Origin of the sequence: Corynebacterium pyruviciproducens ATCC BAA-1742 (assembly GCF_000411375.1) — a bacterium.
GTDB classification, from domain to species: Bacteria; Actinomycetota; Actinomycetes; order Mycobacteriales; family Mycobacteriaceae; genus Corynebacterium; species Corynebacterium pyruviciproducens.
On sequence record NZ_KE150447.1, the window covers coordinates 290,818 to 310,828 of the forward strand.

Annotated in this window: 12 protein-coding genes; 1 reads left to right on the plus strand and 11 read right to left on the minus strand. The window is 65.3% G+C overall.

Annotated elements, in window-relative coordinates; translation table 11 throughout:
* Positions 1 to 33: 33 nt before the first annotated feature.
* The 11 genes from HMPREF1219_RS07835 to HMPREF1219_RS07885 all read right to left on the minus strand — a co-directional run bounded on the left by HMPREF1219_RS07835 (position 34) and on the right by HMPREF1219_RS07885 (position 18,215).
* On the minus strand, positions 34 to 1,584 hold the full coding sequence (locus HMPREF1219_RS07835) for an acyl-CoA carboxylase subunit beta (protein ID WP_016458362.1): 1,551 nt from the start codon (positions 1,582 to 1,584) through the stop codon (positions 34 to 36).
* A complete protein-coding gene (locus HMPREF1219_RS07840; protein ID WP_016458363.1) occupies positions 1,584 to 6,260 on the minus strand; it encodes a type I polyketide synthase in 4,677 nt (1,558 codons plus the stop codon). Before HMPREF1219_RS07840 ends, HMPREF1219_RS07835 begins: the two co-directional genes overlap by 1 nt.
* A gap of 101 nt (positions 6,261 to 6,361) precedes the next feature.
* On the minus strand, positions 6,362 to 8,143 hold the full coding sequence (locus tag HMPREF1219_RS07845; RefSeq protein WP_016458364.1) for an AMP-binding protein: 1,782 nt from the start codon (positions 8,141 to 8,143) through the stop codon (positions 6,362 to 6,364).
* 73 nt (positions 8,144 to 8,216) lie between these two features.
* On the minus strand, positions 8,217 to 9,125 hold the full coding sequence (locus tag HMPREF1219_RS07850) for a cutinase family protein (protein ID WP_016458365.1): 909 nt from the start codon (positions 9,123 to 9,125) through the stop codon (positions 8,217 to 8,219).
* On the minus strand, positions 9,126 to 9,581 hold the full coding sequence (locus HMPREF1219_RS07855; protein WP_016458366.1) for a DUF732 domain-containing protein: 456 nt from the start codon (positions 9,579 to 9,581) through the stop codon (positions 9,126 to 9,128).
* Positions 9,582 to 9,584: 3 nt separating this feature from the next.
* The gene (locus HMPREF1219_RS07860) at positions 9,585 to 11,468 is read right to left on the minus strand and encodes an alpha/beta hydrolase-fold protein (protein ID WP_016458367.1); all 1,884 of its coding nucleotides are present in this window, start codon (positions 11,466 to 11,468) and stop codon (positions 9,585 to 9,587) included.
* A gap of 323 nt (positions 11,469 to 11,791) precedes the next feature.
* Complete coding sequence (locus HMPREF1219_RS07865; protein ID WP_016458368.1) at positions 11,792 to 12,787, minus strand: alpha/beta hydrolase; 996 nt, start codon at positions 12,785 to 12,787, stop codon at positions 11,792 to 11,794.
* A gap of 99 nt (positions 12,788 to 12,886) precedes the next feature.
* A complete protein-coding gene (locus tag HMPREF1219_RS07870; protein ID WP_016458369.1) occupies positions 12,887 to 14,773 on the minus strand; it encodes an arabinofuranosyltransferase AftB family protein in 1,887 nt (628 codons plus the stop codon).
* A 14-nt stretch (positions 14,774 to 14,787) separates the two neighbouring features.
* Positions 14,788 to 15,786, minus strand: a complete 999-nt coding sequence (locus tag HMPREF1219_RS07875; protein WP_016458370.1) for a decaprenyl-phosphate phosphoribosyltransferase — start codon at positions 15,784 to 15,786, stop codon at positions 14,788 to 14,790.
* On the minus strand, positions 15,770 to 16,318 hold the full coding sequence (locus HMPREF1219_RS07880) for a phosphatase PAP2 family protein (protein ID WP_016458371.1): 549 nt from the start codon (positions 16,316 to 16,318) through the stop codon (positions 15,770 to 15,772). Before HMPREF1219_RS07880 ends, HMPREF1219_RS07875 begins: the two co-directional genes overlap by 17 nt.
* Positions 16,308 to 18,215: a glycosyltransferase gene (locus HMPREF1219_RS07885; protein ID WP_016458372.1), complete on the minus strand. Its 1,908-nt coding sequence runs from the start codon at positions 18,213 to 18,215 to the stop codon at positions 16,308 to 16,310. The genes HMPREF1219_RS07880 and HMPREF1219_RS07885 overlap by 11 nt, the downstream gene beginning before the upstream one ends.
* Positions 18,216 to 18,314: 99 nt before the next feature.
* Between HMPREF1219_RS07885 and HMPREF1219_RS07890 the strand changes: the two genes are divergently transcribed.
* Positions 18,315 to 19,529 (plus strand): hypothetical protein, encoded by a 1,215-nt coding sequence (locus HMPREF1219_RS07890; protein WP_016458373.1) that lies wholly within the window; start codon positions 18,315 to 18,317, stop codon positions 19,527 to 19,529.
* The last annotated feature ends 482 nt before the right edge of the window (positions 19,530 to 20,011 follow it).

Sequence of the window (20,011 nt, forward strand, 5' to 3'; positions counted from 1 at the left end):
TAGTGTAACGGTTTGTTGCCCATCAATCAAGCCCTACATGGGCGAGATCGACCGCTTCTTTGCCACGCGCACCTCAACCTTGTTTTCCAGCTGGCGCACCGCGCGACGCAGCTCGAGGCGGGAGTCCCGCGGCTGGATCATGCGGTCGATGTAACCACGCTCGGCGGCGACGTACGGGGAGGTCATGTTCTCGTCGTAGAAGTCCATGAACACCTTCTTCATGTGCGCACGCTGCTTCTCGTCCTCGATCTTGGCCAGCTGCTTGCCCTGGATCATGACCACGGCGGCGCTGGAACCCATGACGGCCACCTGCGCGGTCGGCCACGCCATGTTGAAATCACCGGACAGGTTCTTGGAGCCCATGACGGCGTACGCGCCACCGTAGGCTTTGCGCACGATGAGCGCGATCTTGGGCACGGTGGCGTTGACCATCTCGTAGGCGAGCCCCGCGCCGCGGTGGATGAGCCCCACCTTCTCCTGCTGCACGCCGGGCATGTAGCCGGGGGTATCCACCACGAAGATGAGGGGGATGTTGTAGGCGTCGCAGATCTGAATGAAGCGGGCGCCCTTGTCGGCGGCGTCGGCATCGATGCAGCCGGCGGAGTACATCGGGTTGTTGGCCACCACGCCCACGGACCGGCCGTCGACACGCGCGAAAGCGGTGATGAGGTTGGGGGCGAAGTTCTCCTGGATTTGCAGGACGTTATCGTCGTCGAAAAGCTTGGTGAGCAGGTCCATCATGTCGTACCCGGCGTTGGTGTCGTCGGGCATGAAGAAATCGAGGTCCGGGGAGTCCAGCTCATCGTCGGCGGGGGCGGCCCAGCGCGGCGGCTCGTCAAAGCACGTGGTGGGCAGGAAATCAAGGAGATCGTGGACGTAATCGAAGGCATCCTTCTCGCTGGCGGCGACGTAACTGACGTTGCCGTTGAGCTCCTGCTGGCGGGCGGACCCCAGCTCGGCGGAGGTGATCTCCTCGCCGGTGACCTCCTTGATCACGGCGGGGCCGGTGACGTACATCTCGGCGCGCTCGTCGACGGCGACGACGAAATCGGTGGTGACGGGGGCGTAGACGGCACCGCCGGCGCACTTGCCCATGATGATGGAGATCTGCGGGCTGCGGCCGGACAGGGGCAGCTGGCGGCGGGAAATCTCCGAGTACATGGCAAGCGAGGTGACGGCATCCTGGATGCGGGCGCCGCCGGAATCCTGGATGCCGATGACGGGGCAGCCGACCTTGATGGCCATGTCCATGACCTCGCACACCTTGCGCCCGAAGGTAACACCCACGGAACCGCCGTACACGGTCTTATCGTGCGCGTAGATGACCACGGGGCGGCCATCGATGCGGCCGTAGCCGGTGACCACGCCATCGGAGTAGGGGGCGTCCGGGTCGCCGGGGGTGCGCCCCAGGGCACCGACTTCCACGAAGGAGCCTTTGTCCAACAGCGCGTCGATCCGCTGGCGCGGGGTGGTGAGCCCGGCGGCGTCGCGTTTCGCCCGTGAGCGCTCGCTACCCGGGTCCTTCGCCTGCTCGAGGCGGGCGCGGAGGTCGGCGAGCTTTCCTGCTGTGGTTGAAAGATCCATTACATTCCTTTGATCCGACGCGTGAGGTAAGCACCCACGGTGGCGATTTCTGGTTCGTCTACTACTCCCAAGTGATCCCCGTGGAGCTGGATTATCTCCAAATCGTCAACAATAGTAGACCACCCCCCATCGGGGTCAATTTTGGCGTAGCGTGGCTCGAGCTCGATGGCGCCGTCGTGCATCCGCTCGGCGCGGAACAGCATGACCGGGGCCTTGACGTGCGACCAGCGGTTGAAGTCCACCTTGTCCAGGATGCGGTTATCCACAAACGAGGCGCGCTGGTGCTCAAGCACGCCGGCGGCGAGCCCGTGGCTGGAGGCATCCGTGGTGGCGAGGAAGTCCGTAAGCATCTTAATCACGGCGTCCTCCCCCTGGGTTTCCAGCAGCTCGGTGGGCACGGGGAAGTCGAGCCCGTACGTCTTCTTGGCAAACTCGGCGTACCGGGTCCACCGGGCCTTGGTTTCCTCGAGGGTATCGGGGATCTTCTCACTGGGCTGCACCGTATCGAGCAACACGATGGTGGCCACGTCGCGGTCGAGCTGCGAGGCCACCTCGAAGGCGAGCGCGCCGCCGAAGGACCAGCCGCCGAGGATGATCTTGTGGTCGCCGGCGTACTTCTTCACGTCCGGCACGTACGCCGCGGCGCGCTCCTCCAGCGTGCCCTCGAGCCGCTCCATGCCGTACACGGGGACGTCCTCGGGGAGCCTGCGCATGAGTGGCTGGTACACCACCGACGAGCCGCCAGCCGGGTGGAACAGGAACACGGCGGGCTGGTCGGATCCCTCCGGACGCTCGCGCAGCACGCGGACATTGCCCTGGACCTCGGTCTCCAGCCCCTCGCGCACGAGGTTGGCCAGCGGCTCGAGGGTTTCGGCACCCTGCACCTGCTCCGTGGTGATGGTGACGTTGGCGCGCTCGGACAGGCGCTCGGCGATCTTCTTCGCCGTCTCCTCGTCGATCTCGGGCAGCTCACTGGTCACGCCCGCGGCCGCCGCGCCAGTCATCCCGGCCCACGTGGCAAACACGAGGCGCTCGGAGGCATCGCGCGGGGCGACGCCCACGCCCTGGTGGTTGTCGCTCTTTGGCTTGTCGACGTCCTTCTTCTCGGTTTCCTTACCGCTCACGGCCTCCTCAACCATGGTCACCACGTCGGCGACGGAGGCGTCGCGCAGTGCCTGCACGTTGAGCGGTGGAATCTGGAAATCGTTTTCCACCCGGTTCTTGATGCGCATGCCCATGAGCGAATCGAGACCGAGATCAATGAGCGGCAGCTCGGCGGGGAGATCCTCCACCTCGTAGCCCATGGACTCGCTGACGATGGACCGCAGCCGCTCCTCGATGGTCTCGCCGGACTTGGGATCCCAGTGGCGCTCCTCCACGACGATCGCGTCGTCGGCTTCCTCCGCCGCGGGGGCCGTGGGGGCCGTGGGGGCCGTGGGGGCGGCGACCGTGGACGCGAAGCCCTCGGCGATGAGGGTGTCCTTGTGGTACACCTCCACGTTGACGCCGCCGATGTGTGGGCGGGCCAATGTGGTCACCTCGCCGGTGGCGGGCAGCGTCGCGCGGTCCTCGGAGGCGACGAGCTCGGCATCCGGGTTGACGGCGCGGGCCGCCTCCTCCAACAGGGCGTAGGCGCTCGGTGTCTGCTCGGCCAGGGCGGTAAACGCCAGCTGGCCGGTGGGCAGTGTCACCGGTGCAGACAGCAGCGTGCCCGCACCGTGGTGCGAGGAGCTCGGCGTGGCCGCCGTCCAGTAGGACGTGTCTTTGAGCGGGGTGTGCGGGAGCGTGGCGGTCTCGCCCGCCCCGTAAACGGCGCCGAAATCGATGGGGCTGCCGGCGGCGTACAGCTTGGCCAAAAGCTCGACGATGGTCTGCCCCTCGTCCATCTTGCGCTTCAACGCGAAGGTGAGCTGGGCATCCGGCTTGCCCACGGCAAACGCGGTGCCCATCATGCCCATGAGGCCCACTGGGTTGGGAGAAATCTCCACGAGGGTGGTGTGCCCCGCGCCGAAGGCCTGCTCGGTGGCATCCTGGAAGAACACCGAGCCGCGGGTGCAGCGCAGGAAGTAGTCCGGATCATGGACAACGGAGCCCGCCGGGTACACCACGGACTGGTCGACGGAGCTATACAACGGGATGGTGAGCGGATGCGGCTGAATATCGGAGATCTCGTAGGCGAGCTCGCCGAGCAACGGGTCGAGCGCGCTCGTGTGGCCGGCGCCCTTCACCTTGAGGGCGCGGGCGAACTTGCCCTCCCTCTCAAGCTTCTCCACAAAATCGAGCACGAGCTGGCGGGGGCCGCCAACCGTGGTCATGCCGGGGCCTGCGAACACGGCGGGCTCGATGCCCTCCGGAAGATCCTCGGCGGCGACCTCCACCACGGCCATCGCGCCCTGGGTCTCCTCGGTGAGCATGGCCTCTCCCTCACCCATGAGACGGGCGCGGTGGCAGGCAATCATCATCGCGTCGTGTGCCGAAAGTCCCCCGCAGGCGTAGGCCGCGGCGATCTCGCCCATGGACATGCCCATGACGGCCGCCGGCTTGGCACCGAAGCAGGCGAGCAGGTCCGTCAGCGCGATCTGGATGGCGGTGATGGTGGTCTGGGCGGTCTCCGTGTTGTAGGTCTCACCGTCATCGGTGATGATGTCCACCATGGACCAGCCGGACTCGAACTTCACCAGCTCGTCCAGCTCATCAATGCGGGCCTTGAACCATGGCGACTGCTCGTACAGGTTCTTCGCCATCTTGCGGTGCTGCGAGCCGAAGCCCGTGTACACGAATACGGGGCCGACGGTGGCCGGCGAATCCGCGAACTCGATGCCGGGGCCCTTCTTGCCCTGGGACACGAGCTCGAGGCGGTGGCGCAGCTGCTCCTCGTCGGTGGCGACGATGGCGGCGCGGGAGCGTCCGTGGTTGCGGCGCGCGGTGGCGCGGGCGACGGCGTGGGGATCGGACAGGTCCGCGGCAAGGAGGCTCACGGCCGAGGATTTGCGCCGCGACGGCAACAGGCCACTGACGGTCACCACGGCGGGGGCGGCAAACTGCGGGGTGGCGTCGTCCGCCTCCACGCCATAGTCCTCGGCGTTGAACTCGGAGACCACCACGTGGGCGTTCGTGCCGCCGAAGCCGAAGCCTGAGACGCCGGCGATCTTCGTGCCGGAGTACTCGGGCCACTCGCGGGCATCGGTGATGACCTCAAGGTGCTGGCCGTCGAAGTCGATGTAGGGGTTGGGCTCGTCAAAGCCGAGGGAGGCCGGCAGCGTGTCGTGCTCGATGGCGAGCACCACCTTGGCCAGGGCGGTGGCGCCGGCGGCGGACTCGGAGTGACCGAAGTTGGTCTTTGCGGAGCCGAGCAGCACCGGGTCTGCGTTGTCGCGCCCGGCGCCGAGGACGGTGCCGATGGCCTGGGCCTCGATCGGGTCGCCGAGGATGGTGCCCGTGCCGTGGGCCTCCACATAGTCCACCTGGCGTGGGTCGATGCCGGCGTCGGCGTAGGCGCGGCGCAGCACGTCGGCCTGCGCCTCGGGGTTGGGGGCAGTCAGCCCGTTGGAGTGGCCGTCCTGGTTGACGGCGCTGCCGCGGATGACGGCGAGGATCCTATCGCCATCGGCGATGGCGTCACCCACGCGCTTGAGGGCGAAAAGCCCCGCCGCGTCGCCACGGACGAAGCCGTCGGCGGCGGCGGAGAAGGCATGGATCCCCCCGGTGGGGCTGATGACGCCGAGCTCACCGAAGGCGGTGGAGACGAACGGCGCGGCCATGACGTTGACGCCACCGGCGAGCACGAGGTCCGCATCCCCCTCGCGCAGCGCGCGCACACCCTGGTGGACGGCGACGAGGGAGGAGGAGCAGGCGGTATCGACGGTGACGGAGGGGCCGCGGAAATCGAAGGAGTAGGAAATCCGGTTGGAGATGATGGAGTGCGACGTGCCGGTGAGGGCGTAGGGGTGGGCCTCCTCCGGGTCGGAGGTGACGAGCATGCCGTAGTCAGAGTTGGAGGCGCCCACGTACACGCCGACGCGTTCGCCGCGCAGCGTGTTGGCGGGGTAACCGGCGTTTTCCAGCACCTCCCACGCGAGCTCGAGCATGATCCGCTGCTGCGGATCCATGTTGGCGGCCTCCACGGGCGACAGGCCGAAGAACTCGGCGTCGAAGGAGGCGAGATCGGAGAAGTAGCCGCCGGTGAGGTTGTTCTCCTTCATCTTCTGCGCGGACGCCGGGTCGGAGAGGTACTCCTTCCACCGCCCCTCGGGCTTCTCCCCCACCGTGGACGTGCCGGTTTCCAGCAGCTGCCACAGGGTGTCGAGGTTGTTGGCTCCCTCGGCGCGCGAATCGGCCCCGGGCACGCGGCCCGCCAGGCCGATGATGGCGATATCGTGATCCGCCGGTGTCGCGGGCGCGACCGTCCGCGACGTGGTAACGGGGGCTTCTTGCGGCTCGGCAACAAGAGCGTTGGCGAGCGCGGTGATGGTGGGGTACTGGTAGACGATCGTCGGATCGACCTGCTTATCCAGGCGCTTTTGCAGCTCGCCGGAGAGCACGACGGCATCGCGGGAGCTCAGCCCCAGGGACGTGAGGTCCGCGTCCAGGGCGATGGTGTCCGGTTCGGTTTGAGTCGCCTGCGCCACCCACTCGCGGATCCATGTTGCAAGTTCGGTGGCCTTTTGAACTGACACCAGCGTTACCCTTTCGTCTGACGATGTGCGGACACACGAAGATGCCCCGTATTCACACAGGGCACTTCCTATGCTCTCTATTGTCTCATACGCCAGAAACGTTACTCTCCGGCGATGTACTTCTTTTGGTTTACCTTGCGGGCGATCTTGCCCGAGGAGCTGCGGAGGATCTCGCCGGGGCGCATGATCCTCACGTCGCTAGGCTTGACGCCGTGCGCCGAGGTGACCGCGGCCGTGATCGCGTCGCTGATGGTCTTGTCATCGGCGGTGGCGTCGGTGGCGCGCTCGGCGAGGATGATGAGCTGCTCGGTGTCCTCGCCGGGGACGGCGAAGGCGGCGGAGTCGCCCACCTGGTCGGTGGATTCGGATACCGTGCCCTCGATGTCCGCCGGGTAGTGGTTGCGCCCGGCGATGACGATGAGATCCTTGATGCGGCCGGTGATGAACAGCTGGTCATCGACGAACACGCCGAGGTCGCCGGTGGCGAGCCACTTATCATCGTCGGGGGCGCCGGCGGCGCGGGAGTTTTCCGCGAGCCGTGCGCCGAGGCGGTTGACAAACGTGGCCGCCGTATCGTCGGGGCGCTCGTAGTAACCGCCGGCCACGTTGGCACCGTAGACGTAGAGCTCGCCCACGGAGCCGTCGACAAGCTCATCATGGGTGACCGGGTCGACGACGACGAGCCACTGGGGGCGAACAACCTCGCCGACGGCCGTCGCGGCGACGGTGGAGGGCCCCTCCGGAGCCTTGACCGCGCACCCCTCGCCCAGGGCGGCCCGCTCGAAGTGGACGGTGTACGGGCGGTTGTCCGTCTGCGGGGTGGTGACCAGGAGCGTCGCCTCGGCCAGGCCGTAGGACGGGCGGACAGCCTCGCGCCCGAGCCCGAACGGCGCGAACGCGCGGGCGAACTGGTCGACGGTGTTGATGGTGACCGGCTCCGAGCCGTTGATGATCGCCTCCACGGCCGTCAGGTCCACCTGCTCGGCGGGCACGCCATGGGTGGCGGCCAGCTCGAAGGCGAAGTTGGGCAGCACCGTGTAGATGTGATCGTTGTCGTAGCGGCGGTCGAGCTGGGCAATCCAGCGGGTGGGATCCTGCAGGAACGCCTGCGGGGTCATGACGTCCAGCTCAATGCCCATCGCCACGGCGAGGGCGCAGAGGATGATGCCCATGTCGTGGTGGAGCGGCAGCCAGTTAACAATGCGGGGCGGCTCCTGCACGTGGGCGGCGGTGAGGATCTGCACCATGTTGGCCAGCATGGAACGGTGCGTGATGATGACGCCGGCGGGCGTGCGGGTGGACCCGGAGGTGTACTGCATGAACGCGGGGGAATCGAGCCCCACGGGGACGGGCTGGTACTCGGAAGCCAAGGCCGCCGGCACGGCATCGACGGCGATGACGCGCGTGCGCTCAGCCTGGGGGCGGTCGGCCTGGAGGGCGCGCACGGCGCGGGCGGAGGAACGGGTGGTGAGGATGACCGCGGGCGTGCAGTCGCCGAGCACGGCGGCGAGGTGGCCGGCGTGGCCGGGCTCGTTGGGATCGTACAGCGGCACGGGGATGAGACCCGCGTACATGGCGGCGAGGAAAGCGATGAGGTACGAGGGCGAGTTCTCCGCCAGGATGGCGGCGCGATCGCCGGGTTCAGCAACCTGCCCCAACCGCACAGCGAGTGCCTTGACACGGGCGTTGACCTCGGCGCCGGTGAGCCGCTCCTCTACTCCCTCGCGCGAGGCGGAGTAATCGTGGCCGATGAGGACGACGGTGTCGCTCTTGCCGCCCATGGAGGCCATAAGCTCGGCCACAGCGGGGACGCTGAGAGTGGGCGGGAAGTCGAGGTTCCCGTCGGATCCGATGAACTGGGCAATGGCAGCTGAAATCTTCATAAAGCTCCTTCGATTGATGTTCTATTTTCCATATCGAAGCACACGCCCGTGCGTGTTACTTTTGCGTGCAAAATTACCCGTTTATGATGCCATGGATCCAGTCCACCGTCCACTGGTTCGCAGTGGTACCCGGGATGACGTTGGGGTTTGTGGCGTAGAGGGCGTGGACACCGTTGGCATCAATGAGCGCCTGCGCCCGCCCCAGGGCGTCCTCCACGTTCGGCGGCGCATCGCAAATGCTGTCATCCGGCGCGCAGATCTCGTTCACCTTGGCATCGAGCACGCCAAAGCCGCCGGCACGCGTGCCACGCATGGTGGCCTGCGGCACGATCGGCTGGATGAGGGCGTTGACCGGGTGCAGCGCGATCTCCGCGCCGACACCGGCGACGGGGTTGCCCACCACCTGGCCGTAGGCAGCCTCGCGGCGCCCGTCGGCGATGAGGGTGACGCCCGCGATGGACTCGGCGGGGATGTCCAGCCGGCCGTTGCCAATCTCGCTTGCCACATCGCCCATAATCACCGCGCCCTGCGAAAAGCCGGCGAGAATGAACGGGGTGAGCGGGCACTCGGAGTGCGTCTTCTCCAGCTCCTTGATGAGCGTCGCGGACCCTTCCTCGCGGGACGCGTCGTAACTCATCTCACCCAGCGACTGGATGTTCTTGAACTCCGCCGTGTACGGCAGGGTCCACACTTTCACCTGGTCCGGGGAGTAGGAGGCCTGGATGGGCCCCGTGATGGAGAGCATGAAGCTCTCGGGGTTGAAGGTGGGGTTGACCGGGTCATCGGTCTTGGTAGATTCCCACGTCCCCGGCGCCGCGAGCACCTCGTAATCCGGGCACCAGTCTGGTTGCTGCGCCTCGGTGGTCGGTGGCGGTGCCGTGGGGGCCTCCCCCTCCTTCTCGCTGGAGAGCCACGTGGCGATTCCGGCGATGATGAGGGCGAGGACGATGAGGGCGGCGAGGACGGTGAGAATCTTCTTCATTTACTTGCACAGGTGATCGGAGGCGGCAGCGCGGATGACGTTGGCCGCTTCCTCGGGGGTGAGGGTTGTTTTCTTCTGCTCGACGAGCTGGCCGCCGACGGCGGGCGTGATGTACGACTTCTTGCCGTTGGCACACACCTGCTGACCGGCGCCGATGAGCTGGTCTTCCATCCCGGAGGTGGTGATGCCCTGCTCGTCGAGCTGGGCCAGGTAGTCTACCTCGCCGTCGGTGTGCTGGTCGGCTGGCACCGGCACGGAGGTGACTTCGCTCGCCTCGCCGTCGCGCACCTCAGGTGCGGTTTGGACGGGGGCCGCCACGCTTGTCGACGCCCCGGTGCTCCTTTCGATCCGGGGCAGGCTCGTCACTGTGGTGTCGGTGACATCGGTGGACTCACTCGTCGCCGAACCGCAGGCGGTGAGCAGGAACGCGAGGGCTACAAGACCAATCTTTCGCATCTGCTACTTCTCCACGATATTCCCGTTGACCTGGGAGATCGTCCCGTGCTCGAAGACGACCTTCTCGCCGCCTGCGGGGATGGGCTCCTGGTCCTTTGCCGGGAACCCGTACTTGCCGTTTTCCCAGCCGGCACGGCCCCAGGCGTCGCGGATATCGCCGTTGAAGATCATGTTCGCGCCCGTCTTCGGCGACCAGTAGATGGAGCCCTGCTCGAAGCGCTGGAGAGCGCCACCATTAATGAGCTCCTCGTTGCCCACCGGGGCGCCGAGCTTGGAATTGACGGTATCCACGAGGCCGTACTTCTTGGCGATCTCGCCGCGCACCCAGTAGGCCTTGTCGCCATTACGGACGATATAGCCGCGCTGGAACTGCTGCACGAGCTTGCCGCCCATCTCCTTGGGGGCTCCGACCGGGTAGCCCAGGTCGCCTGCCTCCCAGCCGATCTCGGCCCACGCGTCCACCATGTCCTTGGGCACGGCCTGGGCGTCGGTCTCCGGGGTCCAGTAGATGGAGCCGTTTTGGAAGTGGACGTAGCGGCCGACACCGTCGGGGGTGGCCTGTTCGCCGGTGACGGGGAACCCGAGCCAGCTATCCGGGCCGCCGGCCTCCGCGTAGGCGGCGCCGATGCGGCCGAAGAGGACGTGGGCGCCGGTCTCTGCGGACCAGTAGGCGCGCCCGCCGCGGAAGTCCTGCGCCTTGCCGCCCTTGACGTCGTACTCGTTGACGGTGCACGAGCCGTAGTCGCCGGAGGCGGTGGCATCGGCGATGGCGCCGATGACGGTGCAGTCCGCGCCACGGTCCTCCTTGGACAGGCCGAGCGAATCGGCGATGTACGGCCACGCCTGCGTCATCTCAAACTGCCAGTACGGCCAGGCGTGGATGCCGGAGGGACGGAACTGGCTGACAACCTCGAGGCCGGCCTGGTTGGCGCGGTCGACGAACGTCTGCGTGGTCATGCGGCTGATCACCTCAAGCCCCACACCCGCCGGGTTGGCGGGGCCATTGGCGACGGAATCCGGCTGGCCGAAATCGTCCTTGCCGGAGCCGGAGGAGACGTACACCGTCTTGCCCTTGAGCGCGTCGAGACCAAGCTTGGGATCGTGGTCGATCCACTGCTGAGAGCCGTCGGGGCCCCACATGGCGGTGGCATCGTAGCCACCGGCGTCGGACAGCGCACCACGGATGGCCAGCGGCATGCCCGGCGAGGTGGTGTCAAGGTAGCCCGAGAAGGAACCGACGAAGTTGAACAGGTCCGGGCGCCGCTCGGCGAGGTTCATCGCCGCCGTGCCACCCATGGAGATGCCGGTGACGGCGCGCTGCCCGTTGGAGCGGTAGCCCTGCTTCAGCACCGCGGGCAACTCCTGGGTGAGGAAAGACTCCCACTTGTAGTTCTTGCCGTTGTTGGGCTCGAGCCAATCCGAGTAGAAGGAGCTCTCACCGCCGACAGGCAGGATGACGTTGACGTTCTTATCGGCGAACATCTGCTCGATGTTGGTGTTGATGGTCCAGCCGTTTTCGGTGTCCAGCGCCCGCAGCCCGTCGAGCGCCCACACCTCGGGGTACGTCTTGGACGGGTTGGAGTACCAGTCGCGCGCGAGCAGCATCTGCACTTGGACGGGCTCGCCTGGCATGGCGGCCGACTTGATAAAGACGGCGATGCGGCGGTCGGTGATCCACTCGACGCGGTCGACGGAGACGCCGTCGGGAAGCCCCTTGATCTCGGGGTAATCGGTGCGGATGGGCGTGCGCTGCGGGACGTTATCCTGCAGGTAGTCCGAGACCCCCGGCTGGTTGGGCACGCTCGGGATGGAGCTTTGCGCGCCAGCAAGTGGCGCCAAGGCGAGGGTCAACGCGAGTGGGTACGCGAGGTAGCGCAAGCGAGACATGGTGAACTTCCTTTAAAACGTTTTTTCGCAGGGCAAATTGACATGAGGAAAAACGCAGGTCCGAAAGTTCCCCTCTTCCGGCGTCTGGTTTCGACTTGGCCTCAAGCTTAAGTGACACTTGAGACTTTTTGCAAGAGACACGCGGGCCTGTGCGAGACATGGCTGCCAAAAGTGGGCACTGAACCGGATAGCAGATGTGACCAACTGGGGTTATAAAATCCCAATTCGCGTTCCGTGCCCACTTTTGGCAACAACAAAAACGGCCCCACGAGGGGGCCGTTTTTTCCGCTCATACAGTTCGCATGAGCGTAAGCGAATGCGAACTAGTGCGCGTTCATCACGTCGAGGATGCGCGGCTTAGTGCGCCAGATCTGGTCACGCCAGTTCTGCCAGTTGTGGAGGCCGTACTTGGGGTAATCCGCGGTGACGTGGAGACCCTGGGCGCGGGCCTTCGTCTCCCAGATGGTGGTGGAGTACGCGGAGAACCACTCGAGGAGGGCGCCGGAGATCTTCTGGCCGGTGGGGTAACCGGCATCGGCGGCACCGGGGATGCCAGAACCGGAGGAAATGTACACGTCGGTGTTCTTCAGGCCACCCATGTTCCAGAACGGATCGTTCTCAAAGCGACGCGGGTTAATGGTCGAGCCGTACATGGTGAGAATGTTGAAACCGCCCACATCGAGAAGTGCGAGGCGCAGGAGGGTCTGCATGCCGGGCTGGGTGGTGTTCAAGTAACCCGACCAGCTGATCGCCTGCTTGAACTGACCCGGGTGCTTGGCGGCGATGGACATGGCGGCGGTGGCGCCCATGGACAGGCCGGCGATGGAGTTGTTGTTCTTGGCCACGCCGAAGTTGGTTTCCAGGTAGGAGGGCAGCTCCTGGGTGAGGAACGTCTCCCAGCGGTACTTCACCGGGTTCTTCGTATCAAAGGTGGCCGGGCCGTCCCAATCGGAGTAGAAGGAACCGGCACCACCGGCGGGCATGACGACGGTGATGTTGGAGTCCGCGAACACCTCACCGGCGTTGACGTCCGTGGTCCACGCGGAGCGATCCGGCAGGGCGCGCATGCCGTCGAGCAGGTAGAGGCCAGCGTTACCGCCGCGCGCGGCGGGCTGGATATGGACGGGGATGTGCTTTTCCATCGAGGGCGACCACACCGTGCAGTACTGCACCCAGTACTGCGCCTGGTCCCACTCGCACTGCCCCGTGGAGTCGGCCCGCAGCCAGTCCCTGTTGGCTGCCTGCGCCGCCGGCGTGACGGTCACGGCCAGGAAAAAGGCCATGATCGCGGCAAGGGCGCGTCGCATCGCTTTCCTCATACGTGTTCCTCCAGATAACAAAACGGTAACTTTTATTGCTCTCACGGTACCGCATAATCGGCACCTATGTGAAGTACAGCGGTTGAGGCACCCGCGGCGTTACATCGGCCAGGTGAGGAACGTTTGCGGGTGCGAGTCATCACCCCAGCGGATCGGCCACACGATGGTCTCCCCTGTCTGCACCGGCTGGCCGGCGTAGTCGTCGAGGTCGTGGGAGATTTCCAGGGTGCGACCGTTCTTCAGCGCCCACTTCATGTTGGCAATAAACCGCTGCGGGGTAAGGGGTGCCCTGTATGTGGCGTAGAGATCGACGAAATCGGGGGTGAAGAGGGCGTCGCGGGCGGCGGGCACCTTCTCCGGGCTGGCGAAGAACGGCAGCCGGTGGACGTCGGAGGCGGAATCGGCAAGCTGCCAGTACTCCGGCAGGTACTTATCGTGGCCGATGCGCTCCCCCTCGATGCGCGGGCCGCGGGCGGCGATCGGGGTAGATAGCCCGATCGGGTCCAACACGCGCACGTTGAGCGGCGCGTTCATGCTCGTCATGCCCATGTTGGTGTAGTACACGGTGATCGGGATGGTATCCATCTGGTGGGTGTACGCCGGGGCGGATTCCCGCACCATGCGAGGCACGGTGATCCAGCCAAACTCCTCCGGGTCCGGGTTTTTGAGAATCGGCATGAGCATGCCCGTGGGCTGACGGAACGCCTCATCCAGGGCCTCCTGGTAGCCGCTCATCCGGTCCGCCTTGAGGAAGTCCGTGGCCACAAGCATCGGGTCCTCTGCCGAGTGGTGGGTGATGCGCAGCCAGAAAGCGCGCTCATCCACGATGTCAAGGGTGGTCGGATCGTTGTTGTAGTACCAGTGGTAGCCGTTGATGGAGACGATGGTTGCCCACACCGCCACGGCGATGGGGATGATCGCCTCGATGACGTGGCGCACGGGCAGCACCCACACCGGCTGCAGCATGGCGAACAGCGGCAGGAGCAGCATCCGACCGTGCATGAAATCGCCGCCGACACGCATCACGTACACCACGTGGATGATGCCGCAGGCGAGCATGAGCACGATGACCATCGTGCGGGAGCGCAGCGCGAAGTGGCCGGGCCGGCGCCACACGGCGAGGAGCCCGCCGGCCACCACGAAGGCCAGCACGAGCCACAGGTTGTAAGGGCTGGTGAGGTCGCTCACATACTTCCAGCCCTGCCCCCACATCGCGTCCGAGGCCGATTTGGCCACTGCGGTGTGCGGAACGAGGAGGCCGTAGTAGCCCATGCGGAAAATCTCGTAGCCCGCCGGCACCGGCAGCGCCGCCAACAGAATGAGGCCGGCCCGCTTCCAGCTCCTGCACGCGGCGAGCAGGAGAATCCCAATGAAGCCACCGTAGAGGGCGAGCTCCGGACGGACGAGCCAGGAGAGCCCGGCCCAGAAAGCAAGCACGTAGGTGACGGTGTTGGTGGTCACGCCCGACCAGCGGACGAGCAGCAGCCAGGCGACGGCGATCCAGAAGATGGACAGGCCCCACTCGAGCCCGGAGGTGAAGAAATCGCGGGCCGGGGGCAACGCGATGTACACGAGCGCGCCGACGGGCAGAACATAGGATCCCCAGTTCAGCCTCGCTGTGGCCCACGTGGACACCGCCACCGCGGCGACCGAAAGCCCGAGGGCCAACCAGAGGGCGATGATCTCCAACCGGGCGTCGCTAAGCAAACTGACCCCATAAATGAGGTACTGCCAGAGGGTAGAGGTGTTGGCCTCCACGCGCTCACCGGCGTTGAACACAGGACCGTGACCGGCCAGCAGGTTGCGCACCGTGCGCAGGACAATGAGGCCGTCGTCGCTCATCCAGCGGCGCATCCACCCCCAGATCCCCGTGCACACCCCGAGCGCCACGACGAGGACGAGGGCCTCCACCTGGGCGGGAAAGACCCTCCGTATGGTGGACGACTCGGAAACGATGTGACGAGGAGACGAAGTGCGACTAACCATAGCGCTTATTAAAACTAGCCGATGACCGCCGGTGTGATGTAAACAGCAAGGACAATGCACACGAGCCAGGCGACGGCGAGGAGCTGCAGCGTGCGATCCGTCAGCGCCAGCTCATCCGGAGCGCCACCGTCGCCGCGGTCCACATCGGCCGCGTAACGCAGGATGGCGATGGTGAACGGGACCATGGAAATCTGGTACCAGATCGCCCCGGCGGACCCGGCGTCGCGGGCGGCCTCGGCCATCTCGAAGCCCCACAGGGAGTAGCTCATGACCACGGCCGTGGCGGACATCGTCCACACAAAGCGCAGGTACGTATCCGTGTACCCGGCGAGCGACTTGCGGATCTTCGCGCCCGTCTCACGGGCCAGGATGAGCTCGGCGTACCGCTTGCCCGAGGCCATGAAGAGTGATCCGAAGGCCGCGACGATCAAGAACCACTGCGACAAATCAATGCCCGCAGCCACACCACCGGCCATCGCCCGCAGCATGAATCCCGAGCTCACCAGGGCGATATCGAGCACCGGCTGGTGTTTCCAGCCGAAGCAGTAGCCCAACTGCAGCACAATATAAATAGCCACAACGATGGCGAGCGAGCCGCCCGCGGTGGCGAGGAACGAGATCCCTACGGCGGCAAGGATGAGCACCACCGCCATGACGTAGGCCAGGTTCACCGGCAGCACGCCGGCGGCGATGGGGCGGAACCGCTTGGTGGGGTGCTGGCGATCCGATTCCACATCGCGCGCGTCGTTAATAAGGTAGATGGAGCTCGCCGCCATGCAGAACGCCACAAAGGCGATGGCGATGTCCCGGATGGTGGGGCCGTGGAAGATCGCCTCCGACCCGGCGGCCGCCGGAGCTGCCACCACGAGGACGTTCTTCACCCACTGCTTGGGGCGCAGCGCCTTGACCATGGCATCCGGCAAGTTCTTCGGGGGCTTCTTGCCCTTCGTGTCCACCTGCTCGGCTATGTCGAGGCCCTGCGTATGGGGCTCTGAGTTAAAGTCGTCCACCACGATCAAGAATCCTTCCCACTACGTTGCTCTTCCGCACGGCGACGGCGGTCGCGGCACCCAGCAGGGCGCCGGCCGTCACGTCCGTGGGGTAGTGTACGCCGAGCAGCATTCGCGAGCCCATCATCGCGGGAATCCCCACGTACAGGGCCGGGCAGCCGGTGATGCGCGCGGCCAGTACGAGCGCCGCCGTGGTCGAGGTCGCGTGCGACGAGGGGAAGGACAGCGCCGACGGGGTTTTCACGCCGATGCGGATGTCCTCCCGGTGCGGGCGGGGGCGGCGCACGATGCGCTTCAACACCACCGACGCGGCGTGCGAGGTGAACGCGGCGACGCCCATCTCCACCCACTGGGTGCGGCGCTTCTTGTCCACCACGGCACCAAGCGCCGCGGTGCCCATCCAGCCGAGGGCGTGCTCACCGAAGTGGCTCATGCCGCGCGCGACGGTTGCCAGCCCCGGCTCCAGGCCCGATGTTTGCTTCTGCAGTGCGACGAGTGCGTTGGACTCGCCCCACGGGTCACCTTTAACCTTCAAAAACTTCTCCCCACGCTTCGCGTGATGTCAACCACTCGTGGGCGCCACGGTAGCGCTCACGCATTTCATCGAACCGCTGCACCACTTCCTGCTGCAACGCATGCGACTCCTCCAGCAGTTTCTTGGCCTTGTCGCGGTCACGCTTACGGTACACTACGCCGGTGCCGTCGGCGGTGGTAACCGTCGCCCCGTCCACCCGCGACAGCGAGAACCAGCGGGCCTCGATGGGCGCCCAATTCGCCTGCGGCACCTCGTGGTGGTGCTTATCTTCCTTGCTCAGGGAGTGCTTGAGGCCCTTGGCCAGCCACACTGCCTTCTTCAGCGGGGCGAGCCTGCCGCCGATATCATGGGTGGGCACGCCCGGCGCGCCCGAGGGGCGCGGGAGGTCCGCAGCCGTGGGGATCTTCACGGCGTCGGGGTACGTCTTGCGGATACCGGCGACCTTGGGCAGGGACGTCTCCAGAATGCTGAACATCTGTTCCGGACCCTTGAGGAAGTCCCGCATCGCCTCGTTTTGGATGGCGACGGTGGAGTACTCGAGGCACATGAGGTGCTTGATGGTGGCCTTTTGCATGCTGCGCACGATCCCCTTCACCGGGCCGTCATGGTGGAGGGCGGCGACGATGAGCCGGTTGCGGAGGTGGAAGTAGGCCTGCCAGTCGATGGCGTCGTCCTTATCAGACCAGGCCATGTGCCAGATGGCGATGCCCGGCCAGCTCGCAGTGGGGTAGCCTGCCTTGCCGGCGCGGATGCCGAACTCGGCGTCGTCCCACTTGATAAACAGGGGCAGCGGTTGGCCGATCTGTTCGGCCGCCTCGCGCGGGAACATGCACATCCACCAGCCGTTATAGTCCACGTCGATGCGGCGGTGCAGGTCGCGGGAGTTGGGGGCGTCGGGCTTATCGCCAAACTCGCCCTGGTCGCTTAACGGGTGCTTGGCAAAGTTGTGGTCGTAGTGGACGTGCGGTGCGGAGGTCCACATGAACGTGTGCCGATCGATGACCTCGCCCATGGAGTGCAGGTGGCTGCGCTCCTGGAGGTTCAACATCTGGCCGCCGACAAGCATGGGCTTCTCGGCGTAGCGGGACACGGCGAGCGCCCGGAGGATGGAGTCCGGCTCAATGGCGATGTCATCGTCCATGTAGACGATGTAGGGGCTGTTTGGGGTCTTGTCCCCCAGCGCCTCGTACATGATGCGGGAGTAGCCGCCGGAGCCGCCGAGGTTGCCCTGACGGAACTCGAAGTAGCGCTTTCCAAAGTGCTGGGTGATCTCCGCGTAGCCGGGCTCGTCCGCCGGGTGCTTGGTGCCCTGGTCGGGCATGATGATGGCATCCACCACGGCATCTACATCCGGGTCCTCGGCGAGGGCGTACAGCGCCGCGACGGCATCGGCGGGACGGTTGAACGTGGGGATACCCACAGTGACCTTCGCCTCACCGGCGTGGTCTGCGGGTCCGCAGGGGGCCCACCACTCGGCGGAGACGATCCGGCACTCGGTTTCGGCGGTCACCTCGAACCACAGCCAGCCGCCGTCCTCAAACGGGGCGAGGCTGAGCTCGAACTCGTGGACGCCGTCGGTGACGAGCTCGCCGCCGAGCCCGATGCGGGCGCCGTCGATCTTCGAGCGGTAGCACTCGATGCGGGCGGAGCCCTCCACCTCAATGCGGAGGATCACGGAATCAAGCACGGTCCAGCGACGCCAGTAGGAGGCGGGGAAGGCGCCGAAGTAGGTTTCAAAGCTCACTTCCTCGCCCGCCGGGATGGTGAGGCTGACGCGGTCAGACCACCTGCAGCCACCGTTTTCCAAAAGATACAAGCTGCGAACATCCTTCGGTTCACCCCTCCTGGGGAGGATCACGCGTTGCAGGCGTTCGACTGCCTTAGTTGTGCCGGTCATGCCACATCCTTTTCACGTACACACATAACTCTCGCCCAAATCTTACTTGTCCCAGTCATCCTCATGGAGTTTCCGCGCCGATGGGTTAGCATAGCGGTTATGAAGGTTGTAGCTACTCTTGTTTCCGCTGTGCTCGCGTTCGGTGGTCCCTCCGTAGCTTTAGCTGCTAGTGGCCCCTTGAATGGCCCTGTGGAGATTTACGATGACAGCGACCTCATCCCCTACAACCAGGAGTGGGTGATCACGCAGCTCACCTACGATATCAACTTCCCCGAGGAAGTCACCCGCCTGGCGTACGTGGTGTTCATGAACAACGAGTCCGACCTCTCCCGCAGCATCGCCAACACGTACCCGGCGGAGCTCCTCAGCGAGGACGGCAAGCAGTTCACCCCCGGCACCCTCATCATCGCCATCGGCACCAACCCCAAGTCCAAGGGCATTTACTGCGCCCCCGAGGTGTGTGAGGCGCTGGGGCTTAATGATTCCAACCGGTTGAACGGTGCCCGCGCCGCGATGAACGTGCACACCTCCCAGAACCGGTACGATCGTGCGCTTCTCGACGCCGCCCGCGCCGCCGCCGACCCGTCTGCTGCCGCGACGACGCTTCCCCTGTGGTTGAAGTTCGTTGTCGGTTGGATCAGCGTCATGTGCCTCATCGCCATGGTGTGGGGCGCCATTCGCCTCGTGCGGGCCCGCCAGCACTCCGCCGCCGCCGACATCAAGTGGCTGCAGAAGAACGTCCCCACCATCGCCCTCAACTTCAAGCAGGTGGACCTCCAGGCCGAGGCGCTGAAATCCCCGCTCGCCACCGCTGAGCTGCACAAGCAGTGGGACTCCATCTCGACCGAGATGCGTCAGATTGATGAGCTCCTGCCGGCGCTTCCCACCGTCGATGATGCCTCCACCCAGGAGGAGCGCGACACTATCGAGCAGGGCGTGTCCGTCATGCGCAACAACGTGGACGGTTTCAACACGGCGTGCGCGAACATCGAGTACCTCTACGCGTTGGAGAACAACGATCCCAACGCCCGCGAGGCGGAGCTCAAGTGGCTGGCCCGCGACATGCGCCGCGCCCGCTCGGACCTGCGCGATGACACGCTCAACCAGCTCATTAGCCGCACGACGAGCTTGCAGGCCACCGACCCGGAGTTCGTGTCCAAGCTGGCCAGGCTGTACACCGACTACTCCGAGTTCACGGATACCGTCATCAGCCTGAAGAAGCTGGAGAAGCGCCGCCTGCCCACCGTGTGGGACTACAACTGGCACCCCTGCTACACGTACTGCCACCTGCACACTTACGAGTCGCTGCACTAGCGGCTACAGCCAGCAACAGCGTTATGCTATTCCATCACTTAACCCGAAACCTCGGCCAGCAGAAGCTAAACCACTACATGATCGTCTGACCTGGCCCTTTACTACACACACGCACCCCTAGCAGCGCAAAATAGCAGGGTAAAGGTTGTTTGAGCGGTGGTAGCCAAAAGTGACGACACACTGTATATTGGGTTTCAACACGACCGGTTCCGCTGCCCGTTAGGGAGTCCAGGGCCGGTCTTTGTTTATGAATTCCGGATTGGCCTTTCGTCCTCAGGCGGAATGAATAAATCACGCTAAACTTTAAAGGCCCAGTCAACCATGCCAATTCGCGCGATACGTTAGCAGACCCGGCGCATCCTATCAGTAATTATTCAGACGATGACGGCTCTAGATGGCTCATCCGGCACCCTACCAACGTTTTGCGTCGAAACACAGTAGCTACGAGCCTTTCGCAACGACGGACTTCGCATTACTACGCG

Coding starts and splice junctions, on each gene's coding strand:
- HMPREF1219_RS07835 (WP_016458362.1), bottom strand. CDS start 1,584: ATGGATCTTTCAACCACAGCAGGAAAGCTCGCCGACCTCCGCGCCCGC.
- HMPREF1219_RS07845 (WP_016458364.1), bottom strand. CDS start 8,143: ATGAAGATTTCAGCTGCCATTGCCCAGTTCATCGGATCCGACGGGAAC.
- HMPREF1219_RS07850 (WP_016458365.1), bottom strand. CDS start 9,125: ATGAAGAAGATTCTCACCGTCCTCGCCGCCCTCATCGTCCTCGCCCTC.
- HMPREF1219_RS07855 (WP_016458366.1), bottom strand. CDS start 9,581: ATGCGAAAGATTGGTCTTGTAGCCCTCGCGTTCCTGCTCACCGCCTGC.
- HMPREF1219_RS07860 (WP_016458367.1), bottom strand. CDS start 11,468: ATGTCTCGCTTGCGCTACCTCGCGTACCCACTCGCGTTGACCCTCGCC.
- HMPREF1219_RS07865 (WP_016458368.1), bottom strand. CDS start 12,787: ATGAGGAAAGCGATGCGACGCGCCCTTGCCGCGATCATGGCCTTTTTC.
- HMPREF1219_RS07870 (WP_016458369.1), bottom strand. CDS start 14,773: ATGGTTAGTCGCACTTCGTCTCCTCGTCACATCGTTTCCGAGTCGTCC.
- HMPREF1219_RS07885 (WP_016458372.1), bottom strand. CDS start 18,215: ATGACCGGCACAACTAAGGCAGTCGAACGCCTGCAACGCGTGATCCTC.
- HMPREF1219_RS07890 (WP_016458373.1), top strand. CDS start 18,315: ATGAAGGTTGTAGCTACTCTTGTTTCCGCTGTGCTCGCGTTCGGTGGT.